This is a genomic window from Mesorhizobium sp. BH1-1-4 (assembly GCF_020165665.1).
In the GTDB taxonomy this organism is placed as follows: domain Bacteria; phylum Pseudomonadota; class Alphaproteobacteria; order Rhizobiales; family Rhizobiaceae; genus Mesorhizobium.
The window spans coordinates 1-18,929 of record NZ_JAIUIN010000003.1 but is presented as its reverse complement, the minus strand read 5'-3'; the positions used below and the strand labels follow the sequence as shown (position 1 = coordinate 18,929).

General features: G+C 62.9%; 22 protein-coding genes. 12 read left to right on the top strand and 10 right to left on the bottom strand.

Translation table 11 applies throughout. The features are described 5' to 3' along the window. Positions 1 to 133 precede the first annotated feature (133 nt). Together LB569_RS06465 and LB569_RS06460 are read right to left on the bottom strand one after the other, a co-directional pair. The gene (locus tag LB569_RS06465) at positions 134 to 1,117 is read right to left on the bottom strand and encodes a glutaminase (RefSeq protein WP_224691537.1); all 984 of its coding nucleotides are present in this window, start codon (positions 1,115 to 1,117) and stop codon (positions 134 to 136) included. A gap of 4 nt (positions 1,118 to 1,121) precedes the next feature. Further along, positions 1,122 to 2,270 (bottom strand): pyridoxal phosphate-dependent aminotransferase, encoded by a 1,149-nt coding sequence (locus tag LB569_RS06460; protein ID WP_224691536.1) that lies wholly within the window; start codon positions 2,268 to 2,270, stop codon positions 1,122 to 1,124. A gap of 147 nt (positions 2,271 to 2,417) precedes the next feature. Here LB569_RS06460 and LB569_RS06455 point away from each other — a divergent pair, with 147 nt between their 5' ends. From LB569_RS06455 to aat, 6 genes are all read left to right on the top strand, one after another. Continuing rightward, on the top strand, positions 2,418 to 3,812 hold the full coding sequence (locus LB569_RS06455; protein ID WP_224691535.1) for a M48 family metalloprotease: 1,395 nt from the start codon (positions 2,418 to 2,420) through the stop codon (positions 3,810 to 3,812). A 69-nt stretch (positions 3,813 to 3,881) separates the two neighbouring features. Next, positions 3,882 to 4,703: a DsbA family protein gene (locus LB569_RS06450; RefSeq protein ID WP_140710353.1), complete on the top strand. Its 822-nt coding sequence runs from the start codon at positions 3,882 to 3,884 to the stop codon at positions 4,701 to 4,703. Positions 4,704 to 4,848: 145 nt separating this feature from the next. Beyond that, positions 4,849 to 5,283: a type II 3-dehydroquinate dehydratase gene (gene aroQ, locus LB569_RS06445; protein ID WP_140710355.1), complete on the top strand. Its 435-nt coding sequence runs from the start codon at positions 4,849 to 4,851 to the stop codon at positions 5,281 to 5,283. A gap of 26 nt (positions 5,284 to 5,309) precedes the next feature. After that, the gene (gene accB / locus LB569_RS06440) at positions 5,310 to 5,771 is read left to right on the top strand and encodes an acetyl-CoA carboxylase biotin carboxyl carrier protein (protein WP_224534486.1); all 462 of its coding nucleotides are present in this window, start codon (positions 5,310 to 5,312) and stop codon (positions 5,769 to 5,771) included. 10 nt (positions 5,772 to 5,781) lie between these two features. Next, positions 5,782 to 7,125: an acetyl-CoA carboxylase biotin carboxylase subunit gene (gene accC / locus LB569_RS06435; protein ID WP_224534485.1), complete on the top strand. Its 1,344-nt coding sequence runs from the start codon at positions 5,782 to 5,784 to the stop codon at positions 7,123 to 7,125. Positions 7,126 to 7,150: 25 nt separating this feature from the next. Next, positions 7,151 to 7,768 carry a leucyl/phenylalanyl-tRNA--protein transferase gene (gene aat, locus LB569_RS06430; RefSeq protein WP_224691534.1) on the top strand — a complete coding sequence of 206 codons (618 nt, stop codon included), beginning with the start codon at positions 7,151 to 7,153 and terminating at the stop codon, positions 7,766 to 7,768. A gap of 10 nt (positions 7,769 to 7,778) precedes the next feature. Here aat and LB569_RS06425 read toward each other — a convergent pair whose 3' ends face one another. The 3 genes from LB569_RS06425 to LB569_RS06415 all read right to left on the bottom strand — a co-directional run bounded on the left by LB569_RS06425 (position 7,779) and on the right by LB569_RS06415 (position 9,374). Further along, positions 7,779 to 8,162 (bottom strand): hypothetical protein, encoded by a 384-nt coding sequence (locus tag LB569_RS06425; protein ID WP_224691891.1) that lies wholly within the window; start codon positions 8,160 to 8,162, stop codon positions 7,779 to 7,781. 63 nt (positions 8,163 to 8,225) lie between these two features. Further along, positions 8,226 to 8,837, bottom strand: a complete 612-nt coding sequence (locus tag LB569_RS06420; protein WP_224691533.1) for a DUF2155 domain-containing protein — start codon at positions 8,835 to 8,837, stop codon at positions 8,226 to 8,228. 138 nt (positions 8,838 to 8,975) lie between these two features. Continuing rightward, on the bottom strand, positions 8,976 to 9,374 hold the full coding sequence (locus LB569_RS06415) for an NADH:ubiquinone oxidoreductase subunit NDUFA12 (protein WP_140710365.1): 399 nt from the start codon (positions 9,372 to 9,374) through the stop codon (positions 8,976 to 8,978). A gap of 243 nt (positions 9,375 to 9,617) precedes the next feature. Here LB569_RS06415 and panB point away from each other — a divergent pair, with 243 nt between their 5' ends. Together panB and panC are read left to right on the top strand one after the other, a co-directional pair. Further along, positions 9,618 to 10,460 (top strand): 3-methyl-2-oxobutanoate hydroxymethyltransferase, encoded by an 843-nt coding sequence (panB, locus tag LB569_RS06410; protein ID WP_224691532.1) that lies wholly within the window; start codon positions 9,618 to 9,620, stop codon positions 10,458 to 10,460. Next, positions 10,457 to 11,308, top strand: a complete 852-nt coding sequence (gene panC, locus LB569_RS06405; protein WP_224691531.1) for a pantoate--beta-alanine ligase — start codon at positions 10,457 to 10,459, stop codon at positions 11,306 to 11,308. The genes panB and panC overlap by 4 nt, the downstream gene beginning before the upstream one ends. A 131-nt stretch (positions 11,309 to 11,439) precedes the next feature. Here panC and LB569_RS06400 read toward each other — a convergent pair whose 3' ends face one another. From LB569_RS06400 to gatB, 3 genes are all read right to left on the bottom strand, one after another. Then, positions 11,440 to 12,138 carry an AIM24 family protein gene (locus tag LB569_RS06400; protein ID WP_224691530.1) on the bottom strand — a complete coding sequence of 233 codons (699 nt, stop codon included), beginning with the start codon at positions 12,136 to 12,138 and terminating at the stop codon, positions 11,440 to 11,442. 146 nt (positions 12,139 to 12,284) lie between these two features. Then, positions 12,285 to 12,779, bottom strand: a complete 495-nt coding sequence (locus tag LB569_RS06395; RefSeq protein WP_224691529.1) for a GNAT family N-acetyltransferase — start codon at positions 12,777 to 12,779, stop codon at positions 12,285 to 12,287. Between the two features lie 4 nt (positions 12,780 to 12,783). Then, positions 12,784 to 14,283, bottom strand: a complete 1,500-nt coding sequence (gene gatB, locus LB569_RS06390; RefSeq protein WP_224691528.1) for an Asp-tRNA(Asn)/Glu-tRNA(Gln) amidotransferase subunit GatB — start codon at positions 14,281 to 14,283, stop codon at positions 12,784 to 12,786. 279 nt (positions 14,284 to 14,562) lie between these two features. Here gatB and LB569_RS06385 point away from each other — a divergent pair, with 279 nt between their 5' ends. Next, entirely contained in the window at positions 14,563 to 14,820 is a 258-nt protein-coding gene (locus LB569_RS06385) for a YjhX family toxin (protein ID WP_224691527.1), read from the top strand. Between the two features lie 48 nt (positions 14,821 to 14,868). Here LB569_RS06385 and LB569_RS06380 read toward each other — a convergent pair whose 3' ends face one another. Both LB569_RS06380 and LB569_RS06375 read right to left on the bottom strand, forming a co-directional pair. Beyond that, entirely contained in the window at positions 14,869 to 15,300 is a 432-nt protein-coding gene (locus tag LB569_RS06380) for a CBS domain-containing protein (protein WP_149904984.1), read from the bottom strand. Positions 15,301 to 15,390: 90 nt separating this feature from the next. Continuing rightward, positions 15,391 to 16,146 carry a rhomboid family intramembrane serine protease gene (locus tag LB569_RS06375; RefSeq protein ID WP_224691526.1) on the bottom strand — a complete coding sequence of 252 codons (756 nt, stop codon included), beginning with the start codon at positions 16,144 to 16,146 and terminating at the stop codon, positions 15,391 to 15,393. Positions 16,147 to 16,597: 451 nt separating this feature from the next. Between LB569_RS06375 and LB569_RS06370 the strand changes: the two genes are divergently transcribed. From LB569_RS06370 to LB569_RS06360, 3 genes are all read left to right on the top strand, one after another. Further along, complete coding sequence (locus tag LB569_RS06370) at positions 16,598 to 17,233, top strand: PAS domain-containing protein (protein WP_140710391.1); 636 nt, start codon at positions 16,598 to 16,600, stop codon at positions 17,231 to 17,233. Positions 17,234 to 17,348: 115 nt separating this feature from the next. Next, positions 17,349 to 17,966 (top strand): PilZ domain-containing protein, encoded by a 618-nt coding sequence (locus tag LB569_RS06365; RefSeq protein WP_095204357.1) that lies wholly within the window; start codon positions 17,349 to 17,351, stop codon positions 17,964 to 17,966. Between the two features lie 282 nt (positions 17,967 to 18,248). Further along, the gene (locus LB569_RS06360) at positions 18,249 to 18,857 is read left to right on the top strand and encodes a transglutaminase-like cysteine peptidase (protein ID WP_224691525.1); all 609 of its coding nucleotides are present in this window, start codon (positions 18,249 to 18,251) and stop codon (positions 18,855 to 18,857) included. Positions 18,858 to 18,929 lie beyond the last annotated feature (72 nt).

Here is an 18,929-nt window from a genome sequence, read left to right as displayed (position 1 = left end):
CTTGGCCCTAGAGCGGTTCAGCGTTTGATAGAATCGCCGAACCGCTCTAACTCTTTGTTTTTACGCAATTCCCAAGGGGAAGCGCTACGCGCTTCCCCCAGGAAAACCGTTACACACATTTCCTGGAATTGCTCTAGGGAGCGAAGATCGACCAGTTCATCATCCTGGCGAGCTTTTCCAGCGCGATCGAACCCAGCTTGGAATTGCCGTTGGCGTTGAGGCCGGGCGACCAGACGGCGAGCGAGGCGACACCCGGCACGATGCCCAATATGCCGCCGCCGACGCCGCTCTTGCCGGGAATACCGACGCGGAAGGCGAAGTCGCCGGAGCCGTCATAGTGGCCGCAGGTCAGCATCATGGCGCCGATGCGCCGCGCCCGCTCCGCCGACACCACGGAATGCCCGGTTGCCGGGTTCTTGCCGCCATTGGCGAGGAAGCGACCGGCCATCGCCAGTTGCCGGCAGCTCATTGCGATGGCGCAATGGTGGAAATAGACGCCCAGCGCCAGCTCCGGCGCATGGTGGAGATTGCCGAAGGACTTCATATAATTGGCGAGCGCGAAGTTGCGGTAGCCGGTGGCACGTTCGGAGGCCGCGACGTCGCGGTCGATAATGATTGTTTCGTCGTCGGCGAGGAACTGGATGAAGCGCAGGATCTCGCCGATCGCCTCGCGCGGCTGGTGGCCGGCAAGCAGGATGTCGGAAATGACGATGGCGCCGGCATTGATGAACGGATTGCGTGGAATGCCATTCTCGTGCTCGAGCTGGACGATCGAGTTGAACGGGTTGCCGGAGGGTTCGCGCCCTACCCGCTTCCACAGCGCGTCGCCGACATTGCCGAGCGCCAGCGTCAGGGTGAACACTTTCGAGATGCTCTGGATCGAAAATGCTTCCTCGGCATCGCCAGCCAGCAGCGTGCGGCCGTCATTGGTGACGGCGCAGATGCCGAACTTCTTTGGGTCGACCTTGCCTAATTGGGGAATATAGGTCGCGACATTGCCGCGATCGGTGCGTTCCGCCATTTCCGCCGCGACTTCCGCCAATGCTTGACCAAGTTTGAGGGCTTGATCAAGTTTGAGGGTTTGATCGAGTTTGGGGGCCTGTTCGAGTTCCGGCATGGCGCTACCTCAGCCATCGTTCGATACGGGCCATCGCCTCGACCATGTCGTCGTGGCTGCCGGCATAGGAAAACCGCATCGTGCGGTGGCCCGCCCGGGTGTCGAAATCGCGGCCTGGCGTCGCCGCCACATGCGCCTCGGCCAGCATTTTGCGGGCAAACGCCATGCTGTCATTGCTGTGCCGGGTGACATCGCAGAAAGCGTAGAAGGCGCCATCCATGGGCGCCGCCAGGGGAAACCCAAGCTCCGGCAGGCGCGTCATCAGAAGCTCGCGGTTCCAGGCATAGCGCCGCTTCACCGCTTCCAGTTCCTCGGTCGCGGCGAAAGCCTCGACCGCCGCGATCTGCGACAGCTCCGGCGGCGAAATGTAGAGGCTCTGGGCGATGCGCTGCACGGGCCGCACGAGCTCTTCCGGCAAAACCATCCAGCCGATGCGCCAGCCGGTCATGCAATAATATTTCGAGAAGGAATTGATCACAGTCACGCTGTCGCTAAAGGCGAGCGCCGTGGTGTCCGGGGCGCCATAGGCCAGCCGATGATAGATCTCATCGGAAATGACGGCGATGCCGAGGGATTGCGCCGTGGCGACCAGGGTCGCCAGTTCGTCGGCCGGTATGACGGCGCCGGTCGGATTGGCCGGACTTGCGAACAGCACGCCCTTCAACGGCTTCTCGCGATGCGCGGCCTCCAGATGGCCGGCATGCAGATAAGCCGCGTCGTTGAGTTCGATCTCGATCACCTCGATGCCAAGGGCGGCCATGATGTTGCGATAGGCGGGGTAGCCGGGCGCGGCGATGGCGACCCGGTCGCCGGGATCGAACATCGCCAGAAAGGCAAGATTGAAGGCCGCCGACGATCCGGTGGTCACCGCGATCCGCCCAGGGTCGACATCGAGGCCATAGTGATCCGCGTAGTGCCCGGCGATCGCCTTGCGCAACGAGGTCAGACCCAGCGTGTCGGTGTAGCCAATGCGTCCATCCTCCAGCGCCTTGGCCGCGGCGGCGCGAACCCCGAGAGGCGCCGGATCGGAAGGCTGGCCGACCGCCATGGAAATCACCGGCACGCCCTGGGCCTTCAGCCGGTTCGCTTCTGCCAGCACATCCATGGCGTGGAACGGCTCGACATTGCCGCGACGGGAGAGCGAAACGACCATTTTTACCCCTGTTGCGAGGATTGAGCGCGCCAGGTCCTGACGCATGCGCCGCACAAATGCCCGATTGATGTGAGGATCACAAGTTGAGGAAGTTTTTCCGGCGCCGACTTTTCATCTTTCGCCCGCTCGTCTACCAGTGGACACATTATGTTGAGCCGACCCAGATCGACGATTGCCCAGGCAGCGCGCGCCTTCGCGACGATCTCGCTTGCCGCCGCGGTTGCGATGGCCGGTTCGGTGACCGCCTTCGCTCAAGGCGTGCCCGTGGTGCGCGACGCCGAGATCGAGGCTCTGGTGCGCGATTACGCACGGCCGATCTTCAGGGCGGCCGGGCTGGCGAATGACGGCATCGACATCGTGCTGGTCAATGATTCCAGCTTCAACGCCTTCGTCACCGGGCGCCGGCTGTTCATCAATACCGGCGCCCTGATGACGGCCGAGACGCCGAACGAAATCATCGGCGTCATCGCGCACGAGGCCGGGCATATCGCCGGAGGCCACCAGCAGAAACTGCGCGACCAGCTCGAACGCGCCAAGACCATGGCCATCATCGCCACCTTGCTGGGTGCCGGCGCCATGGTTGCCGGCGCGACCACGAACAGCCGCGGCCTTGCCGGCGCCGGCATGGGCGTGGCGGCTGGCGGCGGCGAGATGGCGCAGCGCAGCATCCTCGCCTATCAGCGTACCGAGGAAATCACCGCCGACCGCTCCGCCATCACCTATCTCAATGCGACGGGCCAGTCCGGCTTGGGCATGCTGAAGACCTTCCACCGCTTCCAGACGGCGCTGTCGCTGTCGGGCGCGCAGGTGGATCCCTACCGGATCAGCCATCCGATGCCGCAGGACCGCATCGCCAACCTCGAAGTGCTGGTCAAGCAGAGCCCAAATGTCGACAAGGCCGACGCGCCGGCGCTGCAGCAGCGCCATGACATGATGCGGGTGAAGATTGCCGTCTACATGGAAGGCCAGGCCGCCGCGGCGCGGCTGATGCAAAAGATGCGCGGCGGCATGGCGGCGCTATATGGCGATGCCCAGTCGACCTATCTCTACGGCAACCTCGACGCGGCGCTCACGAAGACCAACGCCCTGATCAAGGCGCAGCCCAGGAATGCCTACTTCCAGGAGCTGCGCGGCGACATATTGATGAAAGCGAACAAGCCTGGGGATGCGGCCGACGCCTACGCCAAGGCGGTCAGCCTCGATCCGGCACGGTCCGGCCTGCTGCCTATTTCGCTTGGCCAGGCGCTGATGGCGGTCGGCACGCCCGATTCGCTCAAGAAAGCTGTCGTGCAGATCAACAATGGCCTGAGCCGCGACAAGGAAAATTCCACCGGGTATCGTTATCTGGCGCAGGCTTATGGCGAGTTGGGAGACATACCGGGCGCCGAGCTTGCCACCGCCGAAGGTCATTTCTATTCCGGTAGCTACAAGGATGCGAAGATCTTCGCCATGCGGGCACAGCAGCAGATGAAGCGCGGCGAACCGCGTTGGATACGCGCGCAGGACATCATAAACTACAAATCATCAGGCAAGAGCCAGTGATCTCATGAACCCTCCGGCCGCGTGCTGCGACACAGCCAGACCGGAACACAGGCAGAAGGAACGAGAACGATGAAAAAGGCACTGCTGCTGGGCACCACGGGGGTTGCGGTCGCCCTTGCCATGCTGGCTTTCGGTTTCGTGGCCGGCAATCCTCAGGTCGCGAAGGCCGGAACGACGCAGCCTGCCCAGGCGACGCAGCCGGCCCAGACCACCGTGGCGGATACCAAAATCGACCGCGCCGAGGTCGAGGGAATCATCCGCGACTACCTGCTGAAGAACCCGGAAGTGCTGCTCGAAGTGCAGGACGCGCTCGAGGCCAAGCAGAAGGAAGAACAGCGGCTCGCCGCACTCGGCGTCATCAAGAACGCCAAGGACCAGATCTTCAACTCCACCTTCGACGGCGTCGTCGGCAACCCGAACGGCAAGGTCACCATCGTCGAGTTCTACGACTACAATTGCGGTTTCTGCAAACGCGCCATCGAGGACATGCGGGCCCTGACCAAGTCCGATCCGGATCTGCGTTTCGTGCTCAAGGAGTTCCCGATCCTCGGCCCGGATTCGCAGAAGGCGAGCGTCGTTTCGATGGCGTTCCATCTGATGAAGCCGGAGAAGTACGGCGAATTCCACAACGCGCTGCTCGGCGGCCAGGGGCGCGCCACCGAGGCAACCGCGATGAAGATCGCGCTTTCGCTCGGCGCCGACGAGGCGACACTGCGCGAGAAAATGAAGGATCCGTCGATCACCGAGGCCTTCTCCAAGACCTACGATCTCGCCAACAAGCTGCAGATCACCGGAACACCGTCCTACGTCGTCGGCAACGAGGTCGTGTTCGGAGCGCTCGGGCAGGAAGTGCTCGCCGAAAAGATCGAGGCGGCGAAAGCCGCGCTTTGATCGGCGAGCGGTTTTCTTCACTGGCGCATTTCGGCCTGTTGCGGACAGTGAAAGAACGCACTTGCGCTCTTTCCGCGGGCGACTATGCCCGGTATAGAGGCCCAGCGCGCCGGCTTGACGCCGGCGCCGGAAAAGGTCGGCTTTTTTGAAAACGGTTTTCGTCCTGAACGGTCCCAATCTCAACGCGCTCGGCAAGCGCGAGCCGGGCATCTATGGCGGCAAGACGCTTGCCGCCATCGCGGATGACTGCAAACAGACGGGACAATCGCTTGGGATCGAGATCGATTTCCGCCAGTCGAACCATGAAGGCGATCTTGTCGACTGGATCCAGGAAGCCGGCGACAAGGCCGCCGGCATTGTCATCAACCCAGGCGCCTACAGCCATACCTCGATCGCGATCCACGACGCCATCCGTTCGGTCGCGCCGTTGCCGGTCGCCGAAGTTCACCTTTCCAACATCCATGCGCGGGAACCGTTCCGCCACGTCTCCATGGTCGCGCCGGTCGCTGTCGGCATGATCTGTGGCTTTGGGCCGCTCGGCTACCAGCTTGCGCTACAGGCGCTGGCCGCACGCCTATGACCGGCCCACAAACAGAAGGCTCGAAAATGTCGATAAAGAAGACCGGTGTTGACCAGCAACTGATCCGCGATCTGGCGGGCATACTGAACGACACCAACCTGACCGAGATCGAGGTTGAACTCGGCGATCTGAAGGTGCGGGTGTCGCGGCAGGCGCCCACCGTCCATGCGATCGCCGCGCCGCAACCGGCCTACGCGCCGGCGGCCGCATCCCAATCCGCCGTCGTAGCTGCCCCGGCGGCGGTCGACGTGTCCAAGAACGCCGTCCCTTCGCCCATGGTCGGAACCGCCTATCTGGCGCCGTCGCCGGACGCCAAGCCGTTCATCGAGGTCGGCCAGAAGGTCAAGGAAGGACAGACGCTCCTGATCATCGAGGCGATGAAGACCATGAACCAGATCCCCTCGCCGCGCGCCGGCACGGTGACGGCGATCCTGTTCGAGGACGCGACGCCGGTCGAATACGGCATGCCGCTCGTCGTGATCGAGTAGAGCGGGCCGGATGTTCCAGAAGATCCTCATCGCCAATCGCGGCGAAATCGCGCTTCGGGTGCTGCGCGCCTGCAAGGAACTCGGCATCCAGACGGTGGTGGTGCATTCGACCGCCGACGCCGACGCCATGCATGTGCGGCTTGCCGACGAAAGTGTCTGCATCGGTCCGCCGCCGTCGCGTGACAGCTATCTCAACATCCATCAGATCGTGGCGGCCTGCGAGATCACCGGCGCCGACGCTGTGCATCCGGGCTACGGCTTCCTGTCGGAGAACGCCAAGTTCGCCGACATTCTGGCCGCGCACAACATCACCTTCATCGGTCCGACCGGCGACCACATCCGCGTCATGGGCGACAAGATCGAGGCCAAGCGCACGGCAAAACGCCTTGGCATTCCGGTGGTGCCCGGCTCCGATGGAGCCGTGACCGAGGAAAAAGAAGCCAAGCGGATCGCCGCCGAGATCGGCTACCCCGTGATCATCAAGGCATCGGCCGGCGGCGGCGGGCGCGGCATGAAGGTGGCGCTTACCGAAGCCGACCTCGAGGTCGCCTTGCAGACGGCCCGCTCGGAAGCTGGGGCCGCCTTCGGTGACGACGCGGTCTACATCGAGAAATACTTGGAAAAGCCGCGCCACATCGAGGTGCAGGTGTTCGGCGACGGCTTCGGCCGCGGCGTGCATTTCGGCGAGCGCGACTGCTCGCTGCAACGGCGCCACCAGAAAGTCTGGGAAGAGGCCAATTCACCGGCGCTCAACGCCGAGGAACGGGCCCGCATCGGCGGCATCTGCGCCAAGGCGATTGCCGATCTCGGCTATTCGGGCGCCGGAACGATCGAGTTCCTGTACGAGAATGGCGAGTTCTATTTCATCGAGATGAACACGCGCCTGCAGGTCGAGCATCCGGTGACGGAAGCGATCACCGGCATCGATCTGGTCCACGAGCAGATCCGGGTCGCTTCCGGCGGTGGTCTTTCGGTCAAGCAGGAAGACATCAAGTTCAATGGCCACGCCATTGAATGCCGCATCAATGCCGAGGATCCGCGCACTTTCACCCCATCGCCCGGCACGATTACCCATTTTCACACGCCCGGCGGCCTCGGCATCCGCGTCGATTCCGGGGTCTATTCCGGCTACAAGATCCCGCCCTACTATGACAGCCTGATCGGCAAGCTGATCGTGCATGGACGCAACCGCGTCGAATGCATGATGCGGCTGCGCCGGGCGCTCGACGAATTCGTCGTCGACGGCATCAAGACGACGTTGCCGCTGTTTCGCGACCTCGTCGGCAATGCCGACATCGCCAATGGCGACTACGATATCCACTGGCTGGAAAAATACCTGGCCAAGGGTGAATAGGCCAACTTGGCGCCATGATGATGCGATGACCCGTCCCTACGCGCCAGGCTATCGCATCCCTACCGACCTTCTGCTCAAGGCATACGCCTCGGGCGTCTTCCCGATGGCCGAAAGTGCCGGCGACCCGGAAGTGTTCTGGGTGCGGCCGGAGACGCGGGGCATCATTCCGCTCGACGGGTTCCACACCCCCAAAAGCCTGATGAAAACGATCCGCAGGCACCTGTTCGACATCCGTTTCGACTTCGATTTCGAGGCGACGATCGACGGCTGCGCCGAAAAGCGCGAAGAGCGCCGCTCGACCTGGATCAACGCACCGATCCGCGAGGCCTATGTGCAACTGCACCGCATGGGCCATTGCCACTCCGTCGAGGCCTGGCGCGAGGAGCGGCTGGTCGGCGGTCTCTATGGCGTCTCGCTCGGACGGGTGTTCTTCGGAGAGAGCATGTTCTCCAGGGAGACGGACGCCTCGAAGACCTGCCTAGTGCATCTCGTCGAGCGCCTCAAGGCGCGCGGCTTTGCGCTCCTCGACACGCAGTTCACCACCGAGCACCTCAAGCGCTTCGGCGCGGTCGATGTGCCGCGCGGCAAGTATGAAAAGATGCTGGCCGACGCGCTGAAGGGTGAGGCGGTCTTTTTTCCTTAGGGATCAAGGCCTACTTGGCGGTGGCCTCGATCGGCGTCTGCGAATGGAACATCATCTTCCAGCCGTTGACGCGGTGGACGTAGCCGGTGCTGACCAGCGCCGCGTAGGGTTCGCCATTCTCGCGCGTCGCATGCGCTTCGTAAGTCAGCATGACGATATCGCTGCCCGGCTCGATTATTCCCTTGAGCTCGATGTCGAGATCGCGCCAGCGATTGGGCTTGGTCGCGGTCTTGGCCAGATCGGCATTGTCCATCGCTTTGGCCATTTGCGGAAACGCCACCAGGCACTCGGTATCCGCATTGGCGGCGAAGTAGGCAGCGTCACCGGTCCAGAACCCCTTTTCGAGCTCCAGCAACTCGGCCTTGTTGGCGGTGATCCGCTTGCTGTCCGACATCGGCATATCCTCCGGGCGCGTGGTGATGGTCCAACGCGCGCCAGCCATGGCGGTTCCAACGGATCAGTTGGTGGTCGTGGTATCCGATTCCACTGCGTCGTCGGGCTCTGCCGCGTCGGGAGTGGCCGCGGGCTTCGGCCTGGCCGAGGCGGGCTTGGGCGCGGCTGGCTTCGAGGCGTCGACTTTCGCCCCGTCGGCCTTGGTCGCGGCGCTGTTGCCAGCATCGGGCGCCGGCACATCCGACTTCTGCTTGCATTCCTTCAGCCAGACGTCATAGACGGCGTGCTCGACGGCGTTGAGACCAGGGCTTTCGGCGAACATCCAGCCGGTGAAGATGCGGCGGATCTTGCGGTCGAGCGTGATCTCGTCGACCTCGACGAAGGAATCGGTCTTCGGCTCTTCATTCTGCGGCCGGGAATAGCAGACGCGCGGCGTCACCTGCAGGGCGCCGAACTGCACCGTCTCGTCGATATAAACATCGAAGGTGATGATGCGGCCGGTGATCTTGTCGATGCCGGCGAACTCGGCGACCGGGTTGGTGATGCGATCCGATCCTGCGGGCGGCGCCGGCGCCGTGGCGGCGGGCGCGGGCGACGCCGCAAAGGCGGCGGCGCCGACGGCGAGGCTGGCGGCTAGCGTCAGACCGCCCGTCGATATCAGGTTGAAAAAGCTCATGCAGGGGTACCGGTGGTTCGCGCCCAGGTGATTCCGTCGATCGCCAAGGCTAGTCGCCGTTTTCTGATCAGCAAGCAGCTAAACACCAATTGTGGCGATAAAGGACCGGCCTGCACCTTACCGTTATAAGCCGCGCCGTTACGAGCCCGGCGTCCAGGCGTCGTAGTCGCCGGTGACCTGCGGGCGGTGTTGGTTGGTCAGCACCGAGCCCTTCGGGCGATAGGCCGAGGGCGTGCCGGTCAGATTGGGCAAATGCGGCTTTTGCCAGTCGCGCGGCTGGTAGTCATCGCTGGGGGGAGCGACATCGACACGATGATGAATCCAGCCGTGCCAGCCCGGCGGGATGGCCGACGCCTCCGAATAGTTGCGGTAGATGACCCAGCGGCGCGTACGGCCTTCCGAATCGATGCCGCCTTCGTAGTAGACATTGCCGGTCTCGTCCTGGCCGACCCTCTTGCCGTAGCGCCAGGTGTGCAGGCGCGTTCCCAGCGTCTGGCTGTTCCACCAGGTGAAAAACTGCGTCAGGAAAGTCTTCATCTCAGAACCCTCGCGCTGGCGGCGCCCGTTTCCTGCTTATGGCGTCAGGCCTTCGCGAAGGCAAGGGTTTTGCCACGGGAGCGCGCAAATGGCGCGCCAGGGATCCGACACAAGCCTGTGATCCCTGGGCCTGTGATCCCCCGGGGTGGCTGGATGCGCGCTTGCCAAGCCTCGCCGCTCTTTCTAAAGCTCTGCGCGCCCATGCGGAAGTCCACTCCAGCGGCGGGCTGAAGGAGGCGACGATTGGCCACGCAATTGCCGACCACCGACATTCGCATCGGCGCCGACATGATTCGCCGCCGCAAGGGCGGCACGCCGATCGTCTGCCTTACCGCTTACACCTATCCCATCGCCCGCCTGCTCGATCCTCATGTCGACCTGCTCCTGGTCGGCGACAGCGTTGCCATGGTCCTGCATGGCCATGAGACCACGCTGGGCGCCTCGCTGGAGATGATGATCGCGCACGGCCAGGCCGTGATGCGGGGCTCGGCCAGGGCATGCGTCGTCATCGACATGCCGGCCGGCACCTATGAGGATTCGGCCGCGCAAGCCGTGGCCTCGGCGCGGCGCATCATTGGCGAGACCGGCTGCCAGGCGGTGAAACTCGAGGGCGGTGTCGATGTGGCCGCGCAGATCGCGGCGATCGTCGCCGCCGGCATCCCGGTCATGGGTCATATCGGCCTGCAGCCGCAATCGGTGGAAAAGGACGGTGGCTACAAGATCAAGGGCCGCACGGACGAGACTGTCGCCGCCCTGCTGGCCGACGCGCTCGCGGTCGAGCAGGCCGGTGCGTTTTCCCTGGTCATCGAAGGCACGATCGAGACGGTCGCCGCCGACATCACCCACCGCATCGCCATTCCAACCATCGGCATCGGCGCCAGCAGCGAGTGCGACGGCCAGATCCTGGTCATCGACGACATGGTCGGGCTGACCGTCGACCGCGTGCCGAAATTCGTCAAGCAATACGCCGATCTGCGCAGCGTGATCGCGCATGCCGCCGAGCGCTACGCATTGGAGGTGCGGGACCGCGAATTCCCCGGCCGTGTCCATGTCTTTTCGAAAACAAGTGGCGGGGATGAAGCATGAGCCGGCCCGACGTCGTCGACAGCGTTGCAGCACTTCGCGAGCGAACCCGTGACTGGCGGCGCGCCGGGCTGCGCATCGCCATGGTACCGACCATGGGCGCCTTGCATGACGGGCATCTTTCGCTGGTCAAGATCGCCCTCGAAAGAGCCGATCGATGCGTGGTGTCGATCTTCGTCAACCCGACGCAGTTCGCGCCGAGCGAGGATCTCGACAAGTATCCGCGCCAGTTGGCTCGCGACCTCGACATGCTGTCGACAGCCAAGGCCGATCTTGCCTTCACGCCTGATGTCGGCGAGATGTATGCGGCTGGTTTTGCCACGAAAATCTCGGTCGGCGGCCCGTCAGCCGGGCTCGAAACGGACTTTCGCCCGACCTTTTTCGACGGCGTCGCCACCGTGGTCGCCAAGCTTCTCCTGCAGGCGGCCCCCGACGTCGCCATCTTTGGCGAAAAGGATTACCAGCAGCTTTGCGTCGTCAGGCAGCTTTGCCGCGACCTCGACCTGCCCGTCGAGATCATCGGCGCACCGACCATACGCGACGCGCATGGGTTGGCCATGTCGTCCCGCAACGCCTATCTCGATGAAGCCGAACTCCAGATCGCCCGCCAGCTCAACCTCATCCTGCGCAAGGCCGCGGCGGCACTGGCGGCGGGCGCTGGCCAAGAGGAAACGATCGCCGATGCGAGCCGCGCCCTGATCGCCGTCGGCTTCCAGAAGGTCGATTATGTCGAGGCCCGCGAAAGCCTGACACTGGCCCCATGGCGGCACGACCGCGCGGGCCGCGTTCTCGCCGCCGCATGGCTGGGTAAAACCAGGCTGATCGACAATGTGGGTGTTCCGGCCGCCTGATCGGCGCTCGTGCGTTCGATCACGGTTCGCAGGTTCGACACTGCCAAGGCGCAGGGGAAACCGAACCGGAGATAAGTCCCGCCGCGTTCGCGCTGGCACAGGCTTTCATCCGTCCGGTTCCGCCTCCGAGCCTATTCCTCGGTCGGCATATGCAGGTACATCGACTGGATGCCGACCCTGCCGGGGCCGGTGAAGCGGTTGACGATGAAGTTCATATTGGCACCGAAGAAGCCGCTCGACAGCCGGTCGATCTTGGTTTCCATCCTGACCGAGGCATCCTTGAACAGCCAGCCGCCGGGCTCGATGTCGATGGTTTCGCCAGCGGCGAGCGTCTTTTCAAAAACATTGCCATAACCATGCAGCCAGACGATGCCGTCCCCGGCGTCGCCGCGAAACCGGTCGATGAAGAAGCCGCTCTGCCCGAACAGCATCGTCGCCAGGCCGCGCACGCGCTCGAACGTGTAGTCGACATTGCCGGTGGCAGCCAGAAACTGGTGCTCGCGTACCTGAATCTCCTCGCCCCGCCGCAGGTGGATCGGCACGATGTGACCCGGTCCGTCGCGGCTGAAGGCGATGATGCCCGCCCCCGACGCTTCGGTGACGAAGATCTGCATGCCGGCCATCATGCGCTTCAGCGCACCCTTCATCGATTTCAGGCCGATGGTGATCGTGGAATTCTTCCACAGCAGGATGTGGTGCTCGAAATAGACAGGCATCCGCGTCACATCGACGGAGAGCACAGGCACCAGTTCGCTCGCTATGTGGTAGGTGACGCCACCAAAGGTTTCGTCCGACACCTGCGTCGGCATCAATTCCGGCAAGCTTGGCATGGTTCCCCCAAAGCCATCCCGTGCGTGTCGGTTTATTCCGGCCTTCGCACGGCCCAAGCAGCTTTGGTGCCGGAGATCAGGGCCGTCAAACGAAAACAAAGCCCGGGACGCGCGCTCGCGCGAAGGTGATCACGCCCCAACGGGGCTCAGGCGGCAAGGATCCGTTCATAGATCAGCGCCGGGATGGCCGAGCCGGCGGAGCCGCAATTCTCGGTGCGGCCTGCCTGGACGAAGCCATTCGCCTGATAGAAGGCGATCGCGCGCGAGTTCTTCTCTTCCACTTCGAGGCGAATCCCGTGGGCTTCCGGAAAACTCTCGATGATTTCGTCGAGCAGCATGCCGCCGATACCTCGGCCCTGCAGCGCGGGAAGCACATAGAGCTGCCTGAGCATAACCACGCCGCCGTCACCGACGGCTTCGGCAAACGCCATGCCGCCGATGCGCTTGCCGTCATCGGCAACGAGGAACTCGCTGCTCGGCTTGACCAGCCTGGCCTTCAACGAAGCGATGGAGTGCCATTCATTTGTGATCTCGGTGACCCGTTCGCCACCGTAGATCGCGTCATAGGTGGCATGCCAGGTCTCGACCAGCAGCGCCCGGACGGCTGCGAGGTCGCGATCCCCGGCGGTGCGCACGAACATGCCCCTACTCGATACCCAGCTTGGCCTTGACGAGGTCGTTGACGGCCTGCGGATTGGCCTTGCCGCCGGTCGCCTTCATCACCTGGCCGACGAACCAGCCGGCCATGGTCGGTTTGGCGCGCGCCTGTTCGACCTTGTCGGGGTTGGCCGCGATCACCTCGTCGACCGCTTTTTCGATGGCGCCGGTGTCGGTGACCTGCTTCATGCCGCGGCTCTCGACGAGCTGGCGCGGATCGCCGCCCTCGTTCCAGACGATCTCGAACAGGTCCTTGGCAATTTTGCCGGAGATGGTGCCGTCCTTGATCAGGTCGATGACCGCTCCCAGCTGTTCGGGCGAAACCGGAGCATCTTCAATGTCCTTGCCGGCCTTGTTCAATTGACCGAGCAGATCGTTGATGACCCAGTTGGCGGCGAGCTTGCCGTCACGGCCGGCAGCCACCTTCTCGAAATAGTCGGCGATCGACTTTTCCGACACCAGGATAGCGGCGTCATAGGTCGAGAGGCCGAGCGAGGTGATCAGCCGCGCCTTCTTGTCGTCGGGCAGTTCCGGCAATTCCTTGGCCAGGGCATCGACATAGGCCTGATCGAATTTCAGCGGCAGAAGATCGGGATCGGGGAAATAGCGATAGTCGTGCGCCTCTTCCTTGGAGCGCATCGAGCGCGTCTCGCCTTTGACGGCGTCGAACAGGCGCGTTTCCTGGTCGATCTTGCCACCATCCTCAAGGATGGCGATCTGCCGGCGCGCCTCATAGTCGATGGCCTGGCCGATGAAGCGGATCGAGTTCATGTTCTTGATCTCGCAGCGGGTGCCGAACTCGCCACCTGGCCGGCGCACCGAGACGTTGACGTCGGCGCGCAGCGAGCCTTCGTCCATGTTGCCGTCGCAGGTGCCGAGATAGCGCATGATGGTGCGCAGCTTGGTCACATAGGCCTTGGCCTCGTCGCCGGAACGCATGTCGGGCTTGGAAACGATCTCCATCAGCGCCACGCCCGAACGGTTGAGGTCGACATAGGACATGGTCGGATGCTGATCGTGGATCGACTTGCCGGCATCCTGCTCCAGGTGCAGGCGCTCGATGCCGACCTCGATGTCCTCGAACTCGCCCTGGCGGTCGGGGCCGACGGAGACGATCACCGTGCCCTCGCCGACGATCGGCTGCTTGAACTGCGAAATCTGATAGCCCTGCGGCAGGTCCGGATAGAAGTAGTTCTTCCGATCAAAGACCGACTTGTGGTTGATCGCCGCCTTCAGCCCCAGGCCGGTGCGGATTGCCTGCTTGACGCATTCCTCGTTGATGACGGGCAGCATGCCGGGCATCGCCGCGTCGACCAGGCTGACATTGGCATTGGGAGCCGCGCCGAAAGCGGTCGCCGCACCGGAGAAGAGTTTTGCTTGCGAGATGACCTGCGCGTGCACTTCAAGCCCGATGATGATTTCCCAGTCGCCGGTGGCGCCGGATATCAGGCGTTTTGCGTCGGGCGTGCGGGTATCGATGAGAGACATGGCGGCCTACAGATTGGAACTGCTGAATATGCGCGCACGCATATTTGGTGTCCAACCTCGCTAGTGCAAACCGTTCCGCGAGACAAGCGCAAAGCCGCTGGCTGGCCTTTTGCGCCGCTTTCCCCTATAGGGCATCCATCCCAATGGAGAGTGGATGTCCACTTACGCTCAGTCCCGGTAAGGCCCTGACCTCTCGATGAGGCAGGGCAGAAAACCTGAAACCCCGTGCCGCGAGGCTTCGCGGCGGCGGCATTTTTCGTTTTCCCGGAAACTCTTCACATGGATATTTCGCGCATTGAACAGCGGGTCCTGCACTTGCTCGCGCAAGGCGGACGCATTGAAATCGAAAAGAACGACAAGAAACGGATCGCTTCCGTCAAATGCCTGACCCGCGACGGTTGGCATTATCCCGGTGTCGATCTCGACCTGTTTCGAAAGCTGAAACGCAAGAAGGCGGTTTCGTCGTCGGGCGGCGGGCCTTACCGCATAACCCGGCGCGGGCTGGAACTCGTCCGCTCCGAACTCGACAACCGGTAGTCTCCTGGCGCCGCCGGCCGGCATTCGGCCGGCGGTTGCTTTCACCGCTCAGGCGGTGGCGATGTAGGCCCGGATTTCCTCGGCCTCGCGCTCGACATCCTCGATGCGGCGCTTGACCACGTCGCCGATGGACACGATCCCGTCCAGCAGGCCGTCCTTTTCCACCGGCAGATGGCGGAAACGACCCCTGGTCATGATCTCCATCACCTCGTTGACGGTGTGGTTCTCATTGCAGATCTTCACCTTCGGCGTCATGGCCGAACGCACCGGGATATCGAGGGCGGCGCCGCCTTCCCTGGCGACCACGCGCACGATGTCGCGCTCCGACAGGATACCGACGATCTTGCGATCGCCATTGGTGATGACCAGCGCGCCGATCCTGTGCTCGGCAAGGATGCGGATGGCTTCGCTCAGTTTTTCGTTCGGCCCGAGCGTCAACACGTCGTGGCCTTTTTGCTCGAGAATGGCCTTAACCGTCATGGCGTCCTCCTCCTCTACTTTGCCAACCGGTTCCTGCCCTGACCGGCTTTCACATAAGAGTGAACATGGTGCGCCGTGATCGGTTGCATTTCAAGTACGCTCGGAGGTCTCCCATTCGGGCGCTTGCCACCCCCTGTCGAACCAGCGCAGGCCGAAGAAGCCCGCGACAAAGCCGCCAATATGGGCCTCCCAGGCGACCTGGCCGTCCACGCCCGGCGCGAAACCGAGGAGACCGGTGGCGAGATTGATGATCATCCACACGGCCAGGAAGATGACGACGCCGCGCAGGCGCAACACGATTGAGATCGGCAGCACCGGACCGGCGAAGCCCGCCTTGCCGGCCAAACGATCGGTGCGGAAGCCGAAACGCGCCGCGGCGCCCATCATGCCCGATATGGCCCCCGATGCGCCAACCAGCGGCGCTTCTCCGTAAGGATGCATCGCCCAGAAGAGCGCCACCGAAGCCAATCCGGTGGCGGCAAAGAACAATGCGAACCGGAGCGCGCCGAGCCGATTGGCCAGCGGCGAGCCAAAGGCGGCGAGCCAGACCATGTTGATGGCGATATGGGCAAAGCCGCCATGCATGAAGGCATAGGTGAAAGGCCGCGTGAAAAGAAACCAGTCGAACCCGTATTGGCCGGTGTAGAGGACCGGGATGAAAGCGAAGTTTGAAACGAATGCGTTATCCTGCGCTGGCGTAAGCAGATAGTTTTCAATCAGATAGACGACCGCGCAGATGACGATCACCGCCAGCACGATCGGCGGCAGGTTGAACACCGGCTCACGCGCCGGCGGCGGCATGGCTTCGGCCGGTTCGGGCTGGGACGGATTTTGCGGTTCGCTCATCTGAAATCGCGCTCGGTGCTGGTTCGGCCTGGGGCTGACTAGGCCTGGGGCTGACTAGGTCTGGGGCTGGTTCGGTCTGGCCAGCATCTAGATCACCGCCGATGGAACCGCAAACGGCGAATCGTCCCGCTCCGAATCGCCCGCCGCGAATCAAAAAGAAGCCGTCCAAGGTTTCCCTTGAACGGCCGGTCGAGCCCCCTGCTCCCCTAAAACTCTTGACTGAAGTGCTGCCGATCGTCGCGAAACGACCGCTTCTGGAGTGGTTTTGGTGTGCCACAGCGCTCGTCACGGCGCAACGTAAACCACTTGTTAACCTTAACGGCCCCGACCCGTGAACAAGTGTTAACGACGCTGGCACGCTTCCTGCTCCGCAACGCATGTAGGTCATCGGAGGGCGCCCTTCTGTTCACCGATGGGACATCAGACGACAGAATGCGCGGAGCTTTTTAGTATGAACCAAAACGGATCGATCACGCTGTTCCACTATTGGAACCGCCTGCGTGACGGACGCCCCGCTCCGAAGCGATCGGAAGTCGAGCCGGCCGATATCAAGTCGCTGCTGGCCGATACGTTCATCCTGGAAAAGGACACGCGTGGGCAGCCTGTATTTCGTCTGGCCGGCACCAGGCTCTGCGCCTGTTACGGGCGCGAACTCAAGGGGTTCTCCTTCCCCTCGCTGTGGCGCGAGAAGGATCAGCGGCTGGTTTCGCGCCTGATTCACGGGGTTTTCGACCAGAAATCGGTCGTGCTGATCATTTTCGAGGGCTTCAGCCGCAACGGCCGCTCCAACAAATTCGAACTTTTGGCCCTGCCGCTCGACGGCGGCATCGAAAATCCGCGTTGCCTCGGCGTGATCAGCGCCGTGGAAAAGCCGTTCTGGCTGGGCGCGGATCCGATCACGGACGCCTTGATCGATTCCATCCGCGTCATCGACCCGGAAAAAGAGCTGCTGGGCAACCGTCCGGCGATCGACGTTCCCTCGCTCGTTCCCGACGAGATCGAGGCTCCCGACACGATCTCGGCGCTTGGCCGGGCGCGCCGAATCCGCCATCTCGTCGTCTTCGACGGCGGCCGCGAGGATAGTTGATGATCGCACGGTCTTGCAGGCTGGTTTTTCCCCTTTGTTAACCCGCTTTGTTGTACTTCTCTGATGAAGTTCCTCGCATCCACGCGCGGGAATGCCAAACGGGGTGTAGTCAGTCATGAGGTCAGCGGCGGTCGACTACGCGCCGTCCCAAGCTGAAAGGCGTAACTTTCAGCGCGTCCGGGTCAAGATATACGGACGATTCATGCTGGAGGACCGCACCGAGCACCCGTGCCAGGTGGTGGACATGTCGCCCGGCAATGTCGCGCTTCGCACCGACCGCATCGGCATGCCCGGCGAAAAAGTCATCGCGTATATCGACCATATCGGCCGCATCGAGGGTGTCGTGACACGCACGCTCCAGGACGGCTTCGCCATGACGGTGATCGCATCCGACCGCAAGAAGGACAAGCTCGCGGCGCAGCTGACCTGGCTCGCCAACAAGCACGAGCTCGACCTGCCGGAAGACCGCCGCCACGAGCGCGTCGCGCCACGCAACCCGACCAGCGTGCTGCAACTCACCGACGGCCGCCAGTATCAGTGCCGGATCATCGATCTGTCGCTGTCGGGCGCCGCGATCGAGATCGACGTCAAACCGGCGATCGGCGTCCAGGTCATGCTCGGCACGATGCGCGGCCAGATCGTGCGGCATTTCGAAGATGGCGTCGCCATCGAATTCGCCGTCATCCAGCGCCCCGAAACGCTCGATTCGGAATTCAACACGCCACGCGCCTGACGGGACCGCGAAGCACGCCCATCAAACCGGCCCGCGCGGCCGGTTTTTGATTCCGGCAGCGGCGATCCATATGCCCTCGGACAAGCAGGTCGTCATAGGCGGAGACGGGTTCGCGCGAGGCCGAGATCGTCGAAATCCAGGCCGCAACCCAAACAATTCAATACTCAAATGATTCAAATTTTATGTTTATTCTACGGGCGTTTTACTTAATATCTACTTCGCACTTTTGCGTCAAATAAATCCAGCCGTGGCAATGTCCCCTTCGAACGGGGAGACTGAATAATGAAAAAAATGAGGGGCAAGCTGTTGCTGATGGCAATGGCGCTGCAGCTTTCCGCCTGGGGATCAGCATATGCCGCGGGACCGGCCTATATGCATACCGGCGGCCGCACCACGCAACCTGTTGGCCACTATGAGTTCTGCCAGCGCATTCCTGGCGAATGCAACGAGAAGACCCCCAAGGGCGCGCCAGTCGACCTGAGCCGCAAGCTTTGGGCGACGATCGTCAACATCAACAATTCGGTCAACACCCGCGTCAAGCCGCGCACCGACGTGGAAAACTACGGTGTCGAGGAATATTGGGCCTACCCGGACAATGGTTACGGCGATTGCGAGGACTACGCGCTGGAAAAGCGCCGCGAGCTGATGGATGCGGGCGTGCCGGCCGGCGACCTACTGATGACGGTTGCGCGCCAGCCCAATGGCGACGGCCACGCCGTGCTGACCGTGCGCACCAGCCTCGGCGAGTTCATCCTCGATAACCTGCAAACCAAGGTGCTGGCCTGGACGGACACCGACTACACCTATCTCAAGCGCCAATCGACGGAGAATTCCGGCGTTTGGGTGACGATCAACGACGGCCGTTCCGACGCGGTAGCCAGCGTCCGCTGAGGACGCCAATGAGGTCGGGCGCGTTCTCCTGAAGCGACGCGCCCAACGAGAAACCCGGACGAGTCCCCACCC

Coding starts and splice junctions, on each gene's coding strand:
- LB569_RS06465 (WP_224691537.1), bottom strand. CDS start 1,117: ATGCCGGAACTCGAACAGGCCCCCAAACTCGATCAAACCCTCAAACTT.
- LB569_RS06460 (WP_224691536.1), bottom strand. CDS start 2,270: ATGGTCGTTTCGCTCTCCCGTCGCGGCAATGTCGAGCCGTTCCACGCC.
- LB569_RS06455 (WP_224691535.1), top strand. CDS start 2,418: ATGTTGAGCCGACCCAGATCGACGATTGCCCAGGCAGCGCGCGCCTTC.
- LB569_RS06450 (WP_140710353.1), top strand. CDS start 3,882: ATGAAAAAGGCACTGCTGCTGGGCACCACGGGGGTTGCGGTCGCCCTT.
- accB (WP_224534486.1), top strand. CDS start 5,310: ATGTCGATAAAGAAGACCGGTGTTGACCAGCAACTGATCCGCGATCTG.
- accC (WP_224534485.1), top strand. CDS start 5,782: ATGTTCCAGAAGATCCTCATCGCCAATCGCGGCGAAATCGCGCTTCGG.
- aat (WP_224691534.1), top strand. CDS start 7,151: ATGACCCGTCCCTACGCGCCAGGCTATCGCATCCCTACCGACCTTCTG.
- LB569_RS06425 (WP_224691891.1), bottom strand. CDS start 8,162: ATGTCGGACAGCAAGCGGATCACCGCCAACAAGGCCGAGTTGCTGGAG.
- LB569_RS06420 (WP_224691533.1), bottom strand. CDS start 8,837: ATGAGCTTTTTCAACCTGATATCGACGGGCGGTCTGACGCTAGCCGCC.
- LB569_RS06415 (WP_140710365.1), bottom strand. CDS start 9,374: ATGAAGACTTTCCTGACGCAGTTTTTCACCTGGTGGAACAGCCAGACG.
- panC (WP_224691531.1), top strand. CDS start 10,457: ATGAGCCGGCCCGACGTCGTCGACAGCGTTGCAGCACTTCGCGAGCGA.
- LB569_RS06400 (WP_224691530.1), bottom strand. CDS start 12,138: ATGCCAAGCTTGCCGGAATTGATGCCGACGCAGGTGTCGGACGAAACC.
- LB569_RS06395 (WP_224691529.1), bottom strand. CDS start 12,779: ATGTTCGTGCGCACCGCCGGGGATCGCGACCTCGCAGCCGTCCGGGCG.
- gatB (WP_224691528.1), bottom strand. CDS start 14,283: ATGTCTCTCATCGATACCCGCACGCCCGACGCAAAACGCCTGATATCC.
- LB569_RS06385 (WP_224691527.1), top strand. CDS start 14,563: ATGGATATTTCGCGCATTGAACAGCGGGTCCTGCACTTGCTCGCGCAA.
- LB569_RS06380 (WP_149904984.1), bottom strand. CDS start 15,300: ATGACGGTTAAGGCCATTCTCGAGCAAAAAGGCCACGACGTGTTGACG.
- LB569_RS06375 (WP_224691526.1), bottom strand. CDS start 16,146: ATGAGCGAACCGCAAAATCCGTCCCAGCCCGAACCGGCCGAAGCCATG.
- LB569_RS06370 (WP_140710391.1), top strand. CDS start 16,598: ATGAACCAAAACGGATCGATCACGCTGTTCCACTATTGGAACCGCCTG.
- LB569_RS06365 (WP_095204357.1), top strand. CDS start 17,349: ATGAGGTCAGCGGCGGTCGACTACGCGCCGTCCCAAGCTGAAAGGCGT.
- LB569_RS06360 (WP_224691525.1), top strand. CDS start 18,249: ATGAAAAAAATGAGGGGCAAGCTGTTGCTGATGGCAATGGCGCTGCAG.